Source organism: Streptomyces sp. LUP47B (genome assembly GCF_001746295.1).
GTDB lineage: Bacteria > Actinomycetota > Actinomycetes > Streptomycetales > Streptomycetaceae > Streptomyces.
In genome coordinates, this window is the sequence record NZ_MJAH01000004.1 from 55,073 (window position 1) to 69,978 (window position 14,906).

The following is a 14,906-nucleotide window of genomic DNA, read 5'->3' on the forward strand; positions in this document are numbered from 1 at the left end:
TGCATGACGTCGGGGGGCGTCTCCGGTTAAGGTCGCAGCGGCGCGACTGGCCTTGACATGCGCGAGGCCCGGAGAGCAAGGGGAAAACGTGACACAGCGCGTGCTCATCGCCGCGGACAAGTTCAAGGGCTCGCTCACGGCCGTGCAGGTCGCCGAGCGGGTGACGGCCGGGCTGCGCCGGGTCGTGCCGAGCCTGGAGATCGAGGCGCTGCCCGTCGCCGACGGCGGTGACGGGACCGTCGCCGCGGCCGTCGCGGCCGGTTTCGAGCGCCGGGAAGTGCCGGTCGCCGGACCCCTCGGGCAGGAGATCACCGCCGCCTTCGCGGTCCGCGGGGACACCGCCGTCGTGGAGATGGCCGAGGCCAGCGGCCTGCAGCGGCTGCCGGCAGGCGTCTTCGCCCCGCTCACCGCGTCGACGTACGGCTCCGGAGAGCTCCTGCGCGCCGCGCTGGACGCCGGCGCCCGCACGATCGTGTTCGGGGTCGGCGGCAGCGCCACCACCGACGGCGGTGCCGGCATGCTCTCCGCGCTGGGCGCCCGCTTCCTGGACGCCGACGGCGAGCCCGTGGCCCCCGGCGGCGGAGGCCTCGCCGACATCGCCTCGGCCGACCTGTCGGGCCTGGATCCGCGGTTCGCGTCCGTCGAGTTCATCCTGGCCAGCGACGTCGACAACCCGCTGACCGGCCCCAAGGGTGCCCCCGCGGTCTACGGCCCGCAGAAGGGCGCCTCCCCGGACGACGTCGAGGCACTCGACAGCGCCCTCGCCCACTACGCGAAGCTGCTGGAGGAGGCCGTCGGCGCGAAGGCCGCCGGGTACGCCGCCTCGCCGGGTGCGGGCGCGGCCGGCGGCATCGGCTACGGCGCCCTCCTCCTCGGTGCCCGGTTCCGCCCCGGCATCGAGGTCATGCTGGACGTCCTGGGCTTCGCGCCCGCGCTGGAGTGGGCGGACCTGGTGATCACCGGCGAGGGCTCCCTCGACGAGCAGACCCTGCACGGCAAGGCCCCGGCGGGCGTCGCCGCGGCGGCCCGCGCCAAGGGCAAGGAGGTCGTCGCCGTGTGCGGCCGCCTCGCGCTGCCCCCGGAGGCCCTCGGCCGGGCGGGCATCCGCCGTGTCTATCCGCTCACCGACGCCGAGCCCGACATCCAGCGGTGCATCACCGAGGCGGGCCCGATCCTGGAGGACGTGGCGGAACGGATCGGCCGCGACTTCCTGGTCTGAGCGGCTCCCTGAGCCGGGCCGCCGTATGGGCCGACCGGGTGCTCCGGCCGGGCCGCAGACCTCCTGGGGCGAGGCTCATGTCCGCCGAACGGCCTGCGTCGGCCTCGCCCTCGCTCCCCATCGGCGCGGACACCCCGGAGGCGAAGAAGCTCGTGGCCGACTACCGGGCCGCCTATCCGGACGACGCCCTGGACAACGGCATCGTCGCCGGCTGGACCGCCGTGTCGGCCTTCGGCGAGGCGCTGAAGAAGGCCTGCGCGTACAAGGACCTCACCAGGGAGGGCGTCGACAAGGCCCTGTTGTCGATCGACTCCTACGACGTCGGCTTCGGCGTCGCCCAGAACTTCACCGACCCCATGGCCCCGTCCTCCCGCGAGAGCGTGATCCTCCAGCCGGACAAGAGCGTGACGGGCGGCATGAAGGTCGTACGGGAGGCGGGGGCGTCCGAGGCGGCGCAGGCGTACACGCCGGGGGCGTGAGGAGCGGGCCGGAAAGCCCGGGCCCAGCCCCGTACAGGTCGCGGTCGGCCCGGGTGGGCCGGCACCGGCGAGCGTTCGACCCCACTCCTCGCGGCGCGGCGGCTCCTGGTCGCCGACTCCGCCGTCTGCGGACCGCGGGGCGGGATGGGTGTGGCTCGTGGGCACACGCAGTCGGCGGTCCGGTGGCCGTAACGGTGAGGGGCCCGAACCGTCAACGGTTCGGGCCCCTCGGAAGCGCTGCGGCGGAGCCTACGGCAGCTGGGCCGCGCGGGCCTCGCGCCGGTTGCCGCGGAAGTTGTTCACCCGGCGGGCCGTGGCGAACAGGGGGATCACCGCACCCATGACCAGCTGGAGGGCGCAGCCCGTCTGGAGGAGGAGCTGGCCGCCCGGGGCGCCGAACGCCCAGGCCGCGAGGAGACCCATCCCCAGGACGATCCACGAGAGCATCGCGACCGCGAGGCGGCCCCGCGGCTTCGGGTACTCGACCCGGCTCACCATCAGCCAGGCGGTGCCCAGGATCGCCAGGAGCGTCGCCACGAAGGGGAGCTCCAGCAGGACGATCGAGACCACTGTCAGCGCGCCGAACGGCGAGGGCATGCCCTGGAAGGTGCCGTCCTTCACCGTCACACAGGAGAATCTCGCGAGCCTCAGCACCACCGCCAGCAGCACCACGACGGCACCCACCGCCGCCACCCGCTGGGACGCGTCGTCGGCCACCATGCCGTAGACGAGGACGAAGTACGCCGGTGCGAGACCGAAGCTGATCAGGTCCGAGAGGTTGTCCAGCTCGGCGCCCATCGGCGACGAACGCAACTTGCGCGCCACCAGGCCGTCGAACAGGTCGAAGACCGCAGCGCACAGCATCAGGATGACCGCGGTGGCCGCGCTGTTGCGCGCCATGCCGGTCTCCTGGCTGTCGGTCAGGTGCGGGATCAGGATGCCGGTGGTGGTGAAGTACACCGCCATGAAGCCGCAGGTGGCGTTGCCGAGGGTGAGGGTGTCCGCTATTGAGAGGCGGAGAGAAAGAGGCATCTCCTCCTCGTCGTCGACCTCGTCGGCCTCGGGCACCCAGCCCGCCTGGGTCTCAGGATCAATCACGGTCAATGCGAGTCACCCCAGCCACCGTCTTCTCGCCGACCTCGACCGCGACCTCCACGCCCTCCGGCAGGTAGATGTCGACGCGCGAGCCGAAGCGGATCAGACCGATCCGGTCACCCTGCTCGACCTTCGTGCCCTGCGGGATGTAGGGGACGATGCGACGGGCCACCGCGCCGGCGATCTGGATCATCTCGATGTCACCGAGCTCGGTGTCGAAGTGCCAGACGACGCGCTCGTTGTTCTCGCTCTCCTTGTTGAAAGCTGGAACGAACCCACCGGGGATGTGCTCGACCGAGGTCACCGAGCCGGAGAGCGGCGCGCGGTTGACGTGGACGTTGAGCGGGCTCATGAAGATCGCGACCCGGGTGCGACCGTCCTTCCACGGCATGATGCTCTGCACCACACCGTCGGCGGGCGAGATGACCCGGCCCGGGGTGATCTCGCGCTCGGGGTCGCGGAAGAACCACAGCATGCCCGCCGCCAGCGCGGTGGCGGGCACGGCGACGGCCTTGGCGGCGCCGGACTTGCGCGCGCGTACCAGGCTCAGTGCTGCGGTGGCGACGGTCGGCAGGAGCCACGGCGATGCTCCGCGCGCGAGGCGTACGCCTGCCAGGCTGTCGCGAGGTGCAGAGGTTTGGCTGTGGGGCATGGATGACCTTCGTAGCGGATGATGCCGCGCACTAGACGGGGGACGGCGGCTTTCCGGGATCGTACCGGTCGCGGGCCACAACTGGGCAAGCCAGGAAGCCGAGTCGGCGGCTGAACCGACTTGACGGGGTGTGATCTTCTTCTCCAAGAAAACACCCCGTATCCGGACATCTAGCCCTGGAACCGATACTCCTCGAGCAGCCTGCGACCGATGATCATTTTCTGGATCTCGGCGGTACCTTCACCGATCAGCAGCATCGGAGCCTCACGGTAGAGGCGCTCGATCTCGTACTCCTTGGAGAAGCCGTAGCCGCCGTGGATCCGGAATGCATCCTCCACGACCTCCTTGCAGTATTCGGAGGCGAGGTACTTCGCCATCCCTGCCTCAAGGTCGTTTCGCTCACCGGAGTCCTTTTTGCGTGCCGCGTTGACCATCATCGCATGCGCGGCCTCGACCTTGGTAGCCATCTCGGCCAGCTTGAACTGAATCGCCTGGTGCTGAGCGATCGGCTTGCCGAAAGTGTGCCGCTGCTGGGCGTACGAGACGCCCAGCTCGAAGGCACGCTGAGCGACGCCGCAGCCACGTGCCGCCACATTGACGCGGCCCACCTCGACTCCGTCCATCATTTGGTAAAAACCTCGGCCGGTGGCCCCGCCGAGCACCCGATCGGCCGGAAGTCGCAGGCCATCCATGATCAGCTCGGTGGTGTCGACACCCTTGTAGCCCATCTTGTCGATCTTCCCGGGGATGGTGAGGCCGGGACGGACCTCTCCGAAGCCGGGCTCCTTCTCGATCAGGAAGGTCGTCATCGACTTGTGGGGCGCCGTGCCCTCGGGGTGTCCTTCGTCACTTCGGACGAGAACGGCGACCAGACTTGACGTTCCGCCGTTCGTCAGCCACATCTTCTGGCCGTTCAGGACGTACTCGTCGCCGTCCTTGACCGCCTTGGAGGTGATGGCCGACACGTCCGAGCCGAGCGCAGGCTCCGACATCGAGAAGGCACCCCGGATGTCACCGGCCGCCATGCGCGGCAGGAAGTGGTCCTTCTGCTCCTGCGTGCCGTGCTGCTTGAGCATGTACGCCACGATGAAGTGGGTGTTGATGATGCCGGAGACCGACATCCAGCCGCGGGCGATCTCCTCCACACACAGCGCGTACGTCAGGAGGGACTCGCCCAGACCGCCGTACTCCTCGGGGATCATCAGCCCGAACAGGCCCAACTCCTTGAGGCCGTCGACGATCTGCTGCGGGTACTCGTCGCGGTGCTCCAGTCCGGTCGCGACCGGGATGATCTCCTTGTCCACGAAGTCGCGGACGGTGGAGAGGATCTCCTGCTGGATGTCGGTCAGTCCGGCGGTCTGGGCGAGGCGTGCCATGGGGGTCAGCCCTCCTGAAGTTCCGGGCGGCCGGGCTGTTCGCCGCCGCGCTCCTTGATGTACGTCTCCGTCGGCACCATGACCTTGCGGCGGAACACGCAGACCAGCGTGCCGTCCTGCTTGTAGCCCTTGGTCTCGACGTAGACGATCCCGCGGTCGTTCTTCGACTTGGACGGCCACTTGTCGAGCACGGTCGTCTCGCCGTAGATCGTGTCGCCGTGGAAGGTCGGCGCCACGTGCCTGAGCGACTCGATCTCCAGGTTGGCGATCGCCTTGCCGGAGACGTCCGGCACGGACATGCCGAGCAGCAAGGAGTAGATGTAGTTCCCGACCACGACGTTCTTGCCGAAGTCGGTCGTCTTCTCCGCGTAATTGCTGTCCATGTGGAGCGGGTGGTGATTCATGGTCAGGAGACAGAAGAGATGGTCGTCGTACTCCGTGACCGTCTTTCCGGGCCAGTGCTTGTAGACCGCCCCGACCTCGAACTCCTCGTAGGTGCGTCCGAACTGCATGCCTACGCCTCCGGGATCTCGAACTTGCTGGTGCGCTGCATGCCGGCCGCACGGCCCTTGCCGGAGATGACCAGCGCCATCTTGCGGCTGGCCTCGTCGATCATCTCGTCGCCGATCATCGCCGAGCCCTTCTTGCCGCCGGCCTCGGACGTGAAGTACTCGTACGCGTCCAGGATCAGCTCGGCGTGGTCGTAGTCCTCCTGCGAGGGCGAGAAGATCTCGTTGGAGGCCTCCACCTGGCCCGGGTGCAGCACCCACTTGCCGTCGAAGCCGAGGGCCGCGGCGCGCTGGGCGACCTCGCGGTAGCCGTCGACGTTGCGGATCTGCAGGTAGGGGCCGTCGATCGCCTGGAGGTTGTTGGCGCGGGCGGCCATCAGGATCTTCATCAGGATGTAGTGGTAGGCGTCCGCCGGGTAGCCGGGCGGCTGCTCGCCCACGACCAGCGACTTCATGTTGATCGACGCCATGAAGTCGGCCGGGCCGAAGATGATGGTCTCGACGCGCTGGGACGCCGTCGCGATCTCGTTGACGTTGTTGAGGCCCTGCGCGTTCTCGATCTGCGCCTCGATGCCGATCTTGCCGACCTCGAAGCCCATCGTCTTCTCGATCTGGGTCAGCAGGAGGTCGAGCGCGACGACCTGCTCGGCGGTCTGCACCTTCGGCAGCATGATGCAGTCGAGGTTCTGGCCGGCACCCTCGACGACCGTGACGACATCGCGGTACGTCCACTCGGTCGTCCAGTCGTTGACGCGCACGACCCTCGTCTTACCGGTCCAGTCGCCCTCGTTGAGGAACTTGACGATGGTGTGCCGCGCCTCGGGCTTGGCGAGCGGAGCGCACGCGTCCTCCAGGTCGAGGAAGACCTGGTCCGCCGGGAGGCCCTGCGCCTTCTCCAGGAAGCGGGGATTGCTTCCCGGCACCGCGAGACACGAGCGGCGGGGACGCAGACGGTTGACGGTCATGCGGGGACCTCCAGGGGGTCGAGCTTGTTCGCTTTCCGGATCTCGTCGACGATGCGGCCGATGATTCCGGTGATGTCGAAGTCCTTCGGGGTGAAGACAGCGGCCACTCCGGCTGCCCGCAATTGCTCGGCGTCTCCATTGGGGATGATCCCACCGGCGATGACAGGTACATCTGTGGCGCCTGCCACATGCAGCCGTTCGAGCACGTCCGGTACCAGCTGCGCGTGCGAGCCGGACAGGATGGACAGGCCGACCGCGTGCACGTCCTCGGCCAGGGCCGCGTCCACGATCTGCTCGGGGGTGAGCCGGATGCCCTGGTACACCACCTCGAAGCCGGCGTCCCGCGCGCGTACGGCTATCTGCTCGGCGCCGTTGGAGTGCCCGTCCAGGCCCGGCTTGCCGACCAGGAAGCGCAGCTTTCCGACGCCCATGTCCTTCGCGGTCAGGTCGACCCTGCGGCGGACGTCGGCCATGGCCGAGCCCTCCTCCGCCGGGACCGCCACCGGCGCCGACGACACGCCGGTCGGGGCGCGGAACTCGCCGAACACCTCGCGCAGCGCCCCCGCCCACTCGCCGGTCGTGACCCCGGCGCGGGCGCACTCCAGGGTGGCCTCCATGAGGTTGGCGGTGCCCTTGGCGGCCTCCTTCAGCCTTTCCAGCGCCTTGCAGGGACGCGGGTGGTTGAAGGGCGGCTGGTAGCGGGTGTCGCGCCAGTGCTGGAGCCCCGAGATCACCCGGGCCTCGACGGCCGGGTCCACCGTCTGGATCGCGGTGTCCAGGTCGGCCGTCAGCGGGTTCGGCTCGGTCGTCTCGAAGATGTTGACGCCGATGATCTTCTCCTGCCCGGACTCGATACGGGCCCGGCGCTCGGCGTGCGAGGAGACGAGCTGCGACTTCAGATAGCCCGACTCGACGGCGGCCATCGCGCCGCCCATCTCCTGGATCCGCTCGATCTCCGCGAGTGACTCCTCGACCAGCGTGCTCACCTTCGCCTCGACGACGTGGGAGCCCTCGAAGATGTCCGCGTACTCCAGCAGGTCGCTCTCGTACGCCAGCACCTGCTGCATCCGCAGCGACCACTGCTGGTCCCAGGGCCGGGGCAGACCGAGGGCCTCGTTCCAGGCCGGCAGCTGGACGGCACGCGCGCGTGCGTCCTTCGAGAGGGTCACGGCCAGCATCTCGAGGACGATCCGCTGGACGTTGTTCTCCGGCTGCGCCTCGGTCAGCCCGAGGGAGTTGACCTGGACGCCGTACCGGAAGCGCCGGTGCTTGGGGTTCTCGATGCCGTAGCGCTCACGCGTGACCTTGTCCCAGATACGGCCGAAGGCGCGCATCTTGCACATCTCCTCGATGAACCGGACACCCGCGTTCACGAAGAAGGAGATACGGCCGACGACATCGCCCATGCGCTCCTGCGGCACCTGGCCGGAGTCCCGGACGGCGTCCAGGACCGCGATCGCCGTCGACATCGCGTACGCGATCTCCTGGACCGGCGTGGCGCCCGCCTCCTGCAGGTGGTAGCTGCAGATGTTGATCGGGTTCCACTTCGGGATGTGGGAGACCGTGTACGCGATCATGTCGGTCGTCAGACGGAGGCTCGGCCCCGGCGGGAAGACATGCGTTCCGCGGGACAGGTACTCCTTGACGATGTCGTTCTGGGTCGTGCCCTGGAGCTGGGTGATGTCCGCGCCCTGCTCCTCGGCGACGACCTGGTAGAGCGCCAGCAGCCACATGGCGGTGGCGTTGATCGTCATCGAGGTGTTCATCTGCTCCAGGGGGATGTCCTGGAACAGCCGGCGCATGTCACCGAGGTGCGCGATCGGCACGCCGACCCGGCCGACCTCGCCGCGGGCGAGGATGTGGTCGGAGTCGTAGCCGGTCTGCGTCGGCAGGTCGAACGCGACCGACAGGCCGGTCTGCCCCTTGGCGAGGTTGCGCCGGTACAGCTCGTTTGACGCCTCGGCCGTGGAGTGGCCGGCGTACGTGCGCATGAGCCACGGCCGGTCCCTTTCCCTTTGCGCCAGAGGCGCAGTGCGCTCTGTGCCGGTGTCGACGTTCCTCAGCCCGCGGTCGCTTCGCTCCCTCGGCTTCGTCTCTTTCGACACCGGCGCGCACTGCGCCTCCGGCGTGGGCTCCCGCTTGCCTTCGGCGAACTGACGCTCAGTCATCTATGACCCCGGGTGTCTCAGATGTTGCGGAAGCGGTTGATGGCGTCGATGTGCTGGGCGCGCATCTCCTCGTCGCGCACGCCGAGACCTGCCTCGGGGGCCAGGCACAGCACGCCGACCTTGCCCTGGTGGAGGTTGCGGTGCACGTCGTAGGCCGCCTGGCCGGTCTCCTCCAGGGAGTAGACCTTCGACAGCGTCGGGTGGATCTTGCCCTTCGCGATGAGCCGGTTGGCCTCCCAGGCCTCGCGGTAGTTGGCGAAGTGCGAGCCGATGATCCGCTTCAGGGACATCCACAGGTAGCGGTTGTCGTACTCGTGCATGTAGCCCGAGGTCGACGCGCAGGTGGTGATGGTGCCGCCCTTGCGGGTGACGAAGACGCTCGCGCCGAAGGTCTCGCGGCCGGGGTGCTCGAAGACGATGTCGATGTCCTCGCCGCCGGTGAGTTCGCGGATCCGCTTGCCGAAGCGCTTCCACTCCTTCGGGTCCTGGGTGTGCTCGTCCTTCCAGAACTTGTAGTCCTCGGCGTTGCGGTCGATGATCGCCTCGGCGCCCATCGCCCGGCAGATCTCCGCCTTCTGCGGCGAGGACACGACACAGATCGGGTTGGCGCCACCGGCCAGCGCGAACTGCGTGGCGTACGAGCCGAGCCCGCCGCTCGCGCCCCAGATCAGGACGTTGTCGCCCTGCTTCATGCCGGCGCCGTTGCGGGAGACGAGCTGCCGGTAGGCGGTGGAGTTCACGAGCCCCGGGGCGGCGGCCTCCTCCCAGCTGAGGTGGCCCGGCTTCGGCATCAGCTGGTTGGACTTGACCAGCGCGATCTCCGCGAGGCCGCCGAAGTTGGTCTCGAAACCCCAGATGCGCTGCTCGGGGTCGAGCATCGTGTCGTTGTGGCCGTCCGAGGACTCCATCTCGACCGAGAGACAGTGTGCGACGACCTCGTCGCCGGGCTTCCAGGCATTGACGCCCGGGCCGGTGCGCAGGACGACGCCCGCGAGGTCGGAGCCGATGATGTGGTACGGCAGGTCGTGCCGCTTGGCCAGGTCGTTGGTGCGGCCGTAGCGCTCCAGGAACCCGAAGGTCGACAGCGGTTCGAAGATCGAGGTCCACACCGAGTTGTAGTTGACACTCGATGCCATGACGGCGACCAGGGCCTCACCCGGGCCCAGCTCGGGCACCGGCACGTCGTCGAGGTGGATCGACTTGCGCGGGTCCTTGTCGCGGGTCTCCAGGCCCGCGAACATCTCCGTCTCGTCCTTGTGGACGGTGATGGCGCGGTACGACTCGGGGAGCGGCAGAGCGGCGAAGTCGGCCGGAGTCGAGTCCGGCGACTGGATCGCGTCCAGGATTTCCTTCACGGTCACGGTGTTGCCTCCGGCGAATGGCGTCTTGAGGGAAGACGCTGAGGGTTACGTCGGTGCCGTCGGTTCGGCGGTCATGCTGTTCGGCAGCGCTTTGTGGCGCGGGAGGTTGCCTGTGACGCAGGCGTCCGGGCGGGCAAGTGGGGGTCCCCCCAGGCCGTTCAGGCACTGGGGGAGATTTGCTGGGACAGCCGGCGTACGAATGGTCTCTGCACGCCGGCCGCCCGGACACCTTCAACGTAAGACACCGCGTGCCACCGTGCAAGGCACTGAGTGCCAGAGATTGCTCTCAGATGAAATCTTTACGTAACAAATGAGCGATGATCGATCAAAGCGACACGTGAAAGACGCGAAAAAGGGCCGGTACCGGCGCTTTCCCGGTACCGGCCCTTGATCGCGTAGGTCAGGAATGCTCCTTGAGCGCCTGCTCGATGGTGCGCATGACCTCGTCCAGCGGGGCGTCGGTGCGGGCGACCGCGACCAGGACCTCACCCTGGGTGGAGACCGTCGCGGCGGTCGGCGGCTGGGCGGTCGTGGTGCGGCCCGCCCCGATCCCCGTCCCGAAGGTCTTCCGCACGATCGCGAAGGCGTGGTCCAGCTGTGCCTCCACGTCCCCCTGCCCGCCGGCCCGGAGCCACCGCCGCAGTACGTGGTTGTGCGCGGTGACCACGGCGGACGCGGCGACCTCCGCCAGCAGCGGATCGTCGTTCGCGTCGTCGTCGTGCGCGTGCTCGTCGAAGTGTCCGAGCAGATACCGCGTGAACAGCCGCTCATAGCGGGCCACCGACGCGATCTCCGCCTCGCGCAGCGTCGGCACCTCACGCGTCAGCTTGTAGCGGGCGACCGAGATCTCCGGCCGGGCCGCGTACATCTTCATGACTTCCTTGATGCCGCGGCACACCGTGTCGAGCGGGTGCTCGTGCGCGGGGGCCGCGTTCAGCACGGCTTCCGCCCGGATCAGCGTGTCGTCGTGATCGGGGAAGATCGCCTCTTCCTTGGAGCGGAAGTGACGGAAGAAGGTGCGACGGGCGACTCCGGCCGCGGCCGCGATCTCGTCGACCGTGGTTGCCTCGTACCCCTTGGTGGAGAACAGCTCCATCGCGGCGGCCGCCAGTTCTCGGCGCATCTTGAGCCGCTGGGCGGCCGCACGACTGCCTGCGGCGCTTTCCGGCGCGTCGGACGTGGCTGGTGTACGGGAGGACTTGGCGGGCTGGGACATGACCCGAACGTACTGCATGTGCGCAGGTTGGTGCGCGTGTCCCGGGGTTGTCCCACCCGGGGCCGGCGGGCAGATGCCGGACCCCGTCAGCGGGGGATGGCTGCCCGGGTCGAGCAGTCCACCCCAGTCCTCACCGTCTGTGAACCAGTCGCCGGGACGCTCAGCGCCGGGCATATTCGCGGAAGCCACGGCCGGTCTTGCGGCCGAGGCAGCCTGCTGCCACCAGATGCTCCAGGAGCGGAGCCGGGGCCAGACCCGGGTCGCGGAACTCGCGGTGCAGGACCTTTTCGATCGCAAGCGAGACGTCCAGACCGACGACGTCCAGGAGTTCGAAGGGGCCCATCGGGTAGCCGCCGCCGAGCTTCATCGCCGCGTCGATGTCGTCGAGGGACGCGTAGTGCTCCTGCACCATCTTGATCGCGTTGTTGAGGTACGGGAAGAGCAGGGCGTTCACGATGAAGCCCGCACGGTCACCGCAGTCGACGGCATGCTTCTTGATCTTGACGCAGACCTCGCGGACCGTCGCGTGGACGTCCTCGGCCGTCAGGACGGTACGGACGACCTCGACCAGCTTCATCGCGGGCGCCGGGTTGAAGAAGTGCATGCCGATCACGTCCTGCGGCCGCGAGGTGGCGCGGGCGCAGGCGACCACGGGCAGCGAGGAGGTCGTGGTGGCCAGGACCGCGCCCGGCTTGCAGACCTTGTCCAGCGCCTGGAACAGCTGCTGCTTGATCTCCAGGTCCTCGGCGACGGCCTCGACGGCCAGGTCGACGTCCGCGAACGCCTCGTACGAGCCCGCCGCGGTGATCAGGTCCAGGGTCCGCGCGGCCGCCTCGGCGGTCATCCGGCCCTTGTCGACGGAACGGGAAAGCGACTTGCCGATACGGGCCTTCGCCGTCTGCGCCTTCTCCTCGCTGCGGGCGGCGAGCACCACCTCGTAACCGGCCTTGGCGAAGACCTCCGCGATACCGGACGCCATGGTGCCGGAGCCGGCGACACCGACGGAGCGGACCTCGCGGCCCTGGTTCCGCTCGGAGCTCTCCAGGGGCGTCAGCGCGTCCCGCACGACCGTCGCGCTGCCCGGAGCCTCGTAGGTGTAGAACCCGCGCCCCGACTTGCGTCCGGTCAGGCCCGCCTCGCTGAGCTGCTTGAGAACCGGGGCGGGGGCGTGCAGCCGGTCGTGGGACTCGGCGTACATGGCCTCCAGGACCGTCCGCGCGGTGTCGATGCCGATCAGGTCCAGCAGCGCCAGCGGGCCCATCGGCAGACCGCAGCCGAGCCGCATCGCCGCGTCGATGTCCTCGCGGGAGGCGTACTTCGCCTCGTACATCGCGGCCGCCTGGTTGAGGTAGCCGAACAGCAGCCCGTCGGCGACGAAGCCGGGCCGGTCGCCGACCGCGACGGGCTCCTTGCCGAGGTCCAGGGCGAGGTTGGTGACCGCGGTGACCGCTGTCGGCGCGGTGAGCACCGAGGAGACGACCTCGACCAGCTTCATCGCGGGCGCCGGGTTGAAGAAGTGCAGGCCCAGCACGCGCTCCGGGCGGGCCGAGTCGGCGGCCAGGCGGGTCACGGACAGGGCGTTGGTGCCGGTCGCGAGGATCGTGTCGGGGCGCACGATCCCGTCGAGCTCGCGGAAGATCTGGTGCTTGATCTCGTACGACTCCGGAGCCACCTCGATGACGAGGTCGGCGTCGGCGGCGGCCGTGAGGTCGGTGGAGGTGCGGACACGGGCGAGGAGGTCCGCCCGCTCCTGCTCGGTCAGCCGGCCGCGCCGCACGGCACGGGCGGTCGCGGTCTCCAGGGTGGCGGCGGCCTTGGCGGCCGCGGCCTCGCTGATGTCGATGCCGACGACCTCGCGGCCGGCCCGGGCGAGGACCTCGGCGATGCCGGTGCCCATGGTGCCGAGGCCGACGACGGCGATCGTCTTGAGTGGGGACAGGGAGGGGTCGGACAGGGGAGTGGCCATCGCGGAACTCCAGAAATGAGGGTGACGACTGGGAGCGCTACCCGGTACGCCGAAGGCGCACCGGGTGCGTGAGGAACTGCTGAATGCGGGTGTTGCCGGGCTGCGAGCGCACACGCCCGGACCGTCGTCGCGGGCATTGCACATGCCCGGAGAACGGTGGAACCGACCGGCCCTGTCCCAGGCCGGGTCGTGCTGGTGGTACTCGAGGTACCGAACCGACTTCCCCCACTGCCTTAAGGGCGTGGGATGTGCCCCCAGGCGGCGGCTGCGTCACCAGGCCACCGCAAGGAGTTCCACGAGTGGGTAACTCGCTCGTCTGAGCTTAACCGGTGGGTAACGAGCGCGCCAGCCCCCGGATTTGTGATGTACGTCCCGCGCTCCTGGCGGGCCGCCTAACCTCGGGTTCATGGACGAAGAGTTGCGATCACTCACGGAGCGTTTACGGCAGGAGTCGGGAGCGTCGGCCGCCTACGACCGTCTGATGGCGACCGAGGACCTCGACGAGCTGGCCGGGGTGCTCACCGAGCCCGGCCAGCCGCTGTGGGCCCGGGAGCTCGCCGCGTTCCGGCTCGGCCTTGCCGGGGACCGCCGGGCCTTCGAGTCCCTCGTCCTGCTGCTCAACCACCGGGAGCCGCCGCGCTGCGCCGCCGCCGCGTACGCCCTCGCCCGTCTCGACGACCCGCGCACGGCCCGCGCGGCCGCCGCCCTCGCCACCAACGAACTGCGGGTCGCCTACGCCCTGCACCCGGTCCGGCTCCTGGCCGAGCTGCGCGCCCCCGAGTCCGTGCCCGCGCTGATCACCACGCTGGAACGCCGGCTGCGCCCGCACGACCCCTACCGCCGCGTGGCGCTCGCCTGCGTGGAGGGCCTGGGCACCCTGGAGGACACCCGCGCCAGACCCGTACTGAACGAGGCCCTCGCGCATCCCGCGCTCGCGGAGGCGGCGGTGCGAGCGCTGGCACGGATCCCGAAACAGCGGTGATCCGGCCGGCGGCGTGCGGGGAGGCGCCGGGCGCGGGGGCCGGGTGGTGGACGGCGAGTTGGCGGGCATCTGCGGCGGGCACGGGCGCCGGCGTCGGTTGCGGCCGCGGGCGCCTGGGCGGTGAGGTGTGGACGTGGGCGAGGATGCCGGATCGGCGCGGGTGAGCGCTGTGCCCGGCAGTGTGTGCGTGCCGGGGGCCTCGCCGTGCGGCGGGGGTAACTGGACGCGGGTGAGGATGATGGGTCGGTGTGGGTGCTCTGTGCGCGGCGGTGCGGGGGGCGTACATGCGGCGTAGGTGCGGACGCGGGTGAGGTAGTCCGCGCCTCCGTTCGGCCGGCCCGCGGCGCTCCGCCGCACAGGCCGCGGGCGGTCAGGTGTTGAGTGGTCGGGTGTACCGCACCTCCGGTACCGGGACGCCGTCCACCTCGAAGGGCTCCTCGGTGCCGTCGGGCTCGAAGCCCGCCCGTTCGTAGAAGCGGCGCGCGCCGATGTTGTCCTTGAGGACCCACAGGTGCATGCGCTCGTGGCCCACGGCCGTGCGGTTCCTCAGGGACTCCAGCAGCAGGGCGTGTCCGATGCCGCTGCCGTATCTCCGCGGGTCCACGTAGACGGCGTACAACTCGGCGTCGGCGGTGCGGACTTCGCCGTCCCGGTACGGGCCGTGACAGGCCCAGCCCATGACCTCGCCGTCCCGTTCGGCCACGAGGTTCACGACGCTGCCGTCCCCCTGCCCGAAGCGGGTGCGGTGCCGCTCGGCGTCCCGCGCCACGCTCATGGCGTCGAGGTACGACTGCGGGATCAGGCCCCGGTACGCGCTCTGCCAGCCGCGCACGCGGATCTCGGCCACGCGGTCGCAGTCGGTGAGGGCCATCGGGCGGATGAGGAGGCGGTCGTCGTCCATGGCGGCACCCTAGGCAC

Annotated in this window: 12 protein-coding genes and 1 pseudogene; 3 read left to right on the top strand and 10 right to left on the bottom strand. The window is 69.5% G+C overall.

Annotation, left to right across the window (positions count from 1 at the left end; genetic code table 11):
• The first annotated feature begins 100 nt into the window (after positions 1-100).
• Together BFN33_RS13870 and BFN33_RS13875 are read left to right on the top strand one after the other, a co-directional pair.
• The gene (locus BFN33_RS13870; RefSeq protein WP_069760325.1) at positions 101-1,219 is read left to right on the top strand and encodes a glycerate kinase; all 1,119 of its coding nucleotides are present in this window, start codon (positions 101-103) and stop codon (positions 1,217-1,219) included.
• A gap of 101 nt (positions 1,220-1,320) precedes the next feature.
• Positions 1,321-1,698: pseudogene (locus BFN33_RS13875) on the top strand (ABC transporter substrate-binding protein); the annotation flags it as partial.
• 249 nt (positions 1,699-1,947) lie between these two features.
• Here BFN33_RS13875 and pssA read toward each other — a convergent pair.
• The 9 genes from pssA to BFN33_RS13920 form a co-directional block, all read right to left on the bottom strand.
• A complete protein-coding gene (gene pssA, locus BFN33_RS13880; protein ID WP_057608271.1) occupies positions 1,948-2,766 on the bottom strand; it encodes a CDP-diacylglycerol--serine O-phosphatidyltransferase in 819 nt (272 codons plus the stop codon).
• Between the two features lie 22 nt (positions 2,767-2,788).
• The gene (locus BFN33_RS13885) at positions 2,789-3,445 is read right to left on the bottom strand and encodes a phosphatidylserine decarboxylase (RefSeq protein WP_069760327.1); all 657 of its coding nucleotides are present in this window, start codon (positions 3,443-3,445) and stop codon (positions 2,789-2,791) included.
• Positions 3,446-3,615: 170 nt separating this feature from the next.
• On the bottom strand, positions 3,616-4,821 hold the full coding sequence (locus tag BFN33_RS13890; protein ID WP_069760328.1) for an acyl-CoA dehydrogenase family protein: 1,206 nt from the start codon (positions 4,819-4,821) through the stop codon (positions 3,616-3,618).
• 5 nt (positions 4,822-4,826) lie between these two features.
• A complete protein-coding gene (locus BFN33_RS13895; protein WP_059209577.1) occupies positions 4,827-5,333 on the bottom strand; it encodes a MaoC family dehydratase in 507 nt (168 codons plus the stop codon).
• A gap of 2 nt (positions 5,334-5,335) precedes the next feature.
• Positions 5,336-6,295, bottom strand: coding sequence for a CoA ester lyase (locus BFN33_RS13900; RefSeq protein WP_069760329.1), 960 nt, complete (start codon positions 6,293-6,295; stop codon positions 5,336-5,338).
• The gene (locus tag BFN33_RS13905; protein WP_079140838.1) at positions 6,292-8,319 is read right to left on the bottom strand and encodes a protein meaA; all 2,028 of its coding nucleotides are present in this window, start codon (positions 8,317-8,319) and stop codon (positions 6,292-6,294) included. The genes BFN33_RS13900 and BFN33_RS13905 overlap by 4 nt, the downstream gene beginning before the upstream one ends.
• A gap of 161 nt (positions 8,320-8,480) precedes the next feature.
• Positions 8,481-9,818 carry a crotonyl-CoA carboxylase/reductase gene (ccrA, locus tag BFN33_RS13910; RefSeq protein WP_176742398.1) on the bottom strand — a complete coding sequence of 446 codons (1,338 nt, stop codon included), beginning with the start codon at positions 9,816-9,818 and terminating at the stop codon, positions 8,481-8,483.
• Positions 9,819-10,224: 406 nt separating this feature from the next.
• Entirely contained in the window at positions 10,225-11,058 is an 834-nt protein-coding gene (locus BFN33_RS13915) for a TetR family transcriptional regulator (RefSeq protein ID WP_256122753.1), read from the bottom strand.
• 142 nt (positions 11,059-11,200) lie between these two features.
• The gene (locus BFN33_RS13920; RefSeq protein WP_069760332.1) at positions 11,201-13,006 is read right to left on the bottom strand and encodes a 3-hydroxyacyl-CoA dehydrogenase family protein; all 1,806 of its coding nucleotides are present in this window, start codon (positions 13,004-13,006) and stop codon (positions 11,201-11,203) included.
• 406 nt (positions 13,007-13,412) lie between these two features.
• Between BFN33_RS13920 and BFN33_RS13925 the strand changes: the two genes are divergently transcribed.
• Positions 13,413-13,988, top strand: a complete 576-nt coding sequence (locus BFN33_RS13925) for an adenylosuccinate lyase (RefSeq protein WP_069760333.1) — start codon at positions 13,413-13,415, stop codon at positions 13,986-13,988.
• A gap of 370 nt (positions 13,989-14,358) precedes the next feature.
• On the opposite strand, the gene BFN33_RS13930 is transcribed toward BFN33_RS13925, so the two are convergent.
• Positions 14,359-14,889 (bottom strand): GNAT family N-acetyltransferase, encoded by a 531-nt coding sequence (locus BFN33_RS13930; RefSeq protein WP_069760334.1) that lies wholly within the window; start codon positions 14,887-14,889, stop codon positions 14,359-14,361.
• Between the last annotated feature and the right edge of the window lie 17 nt (positions 14,890-14,906).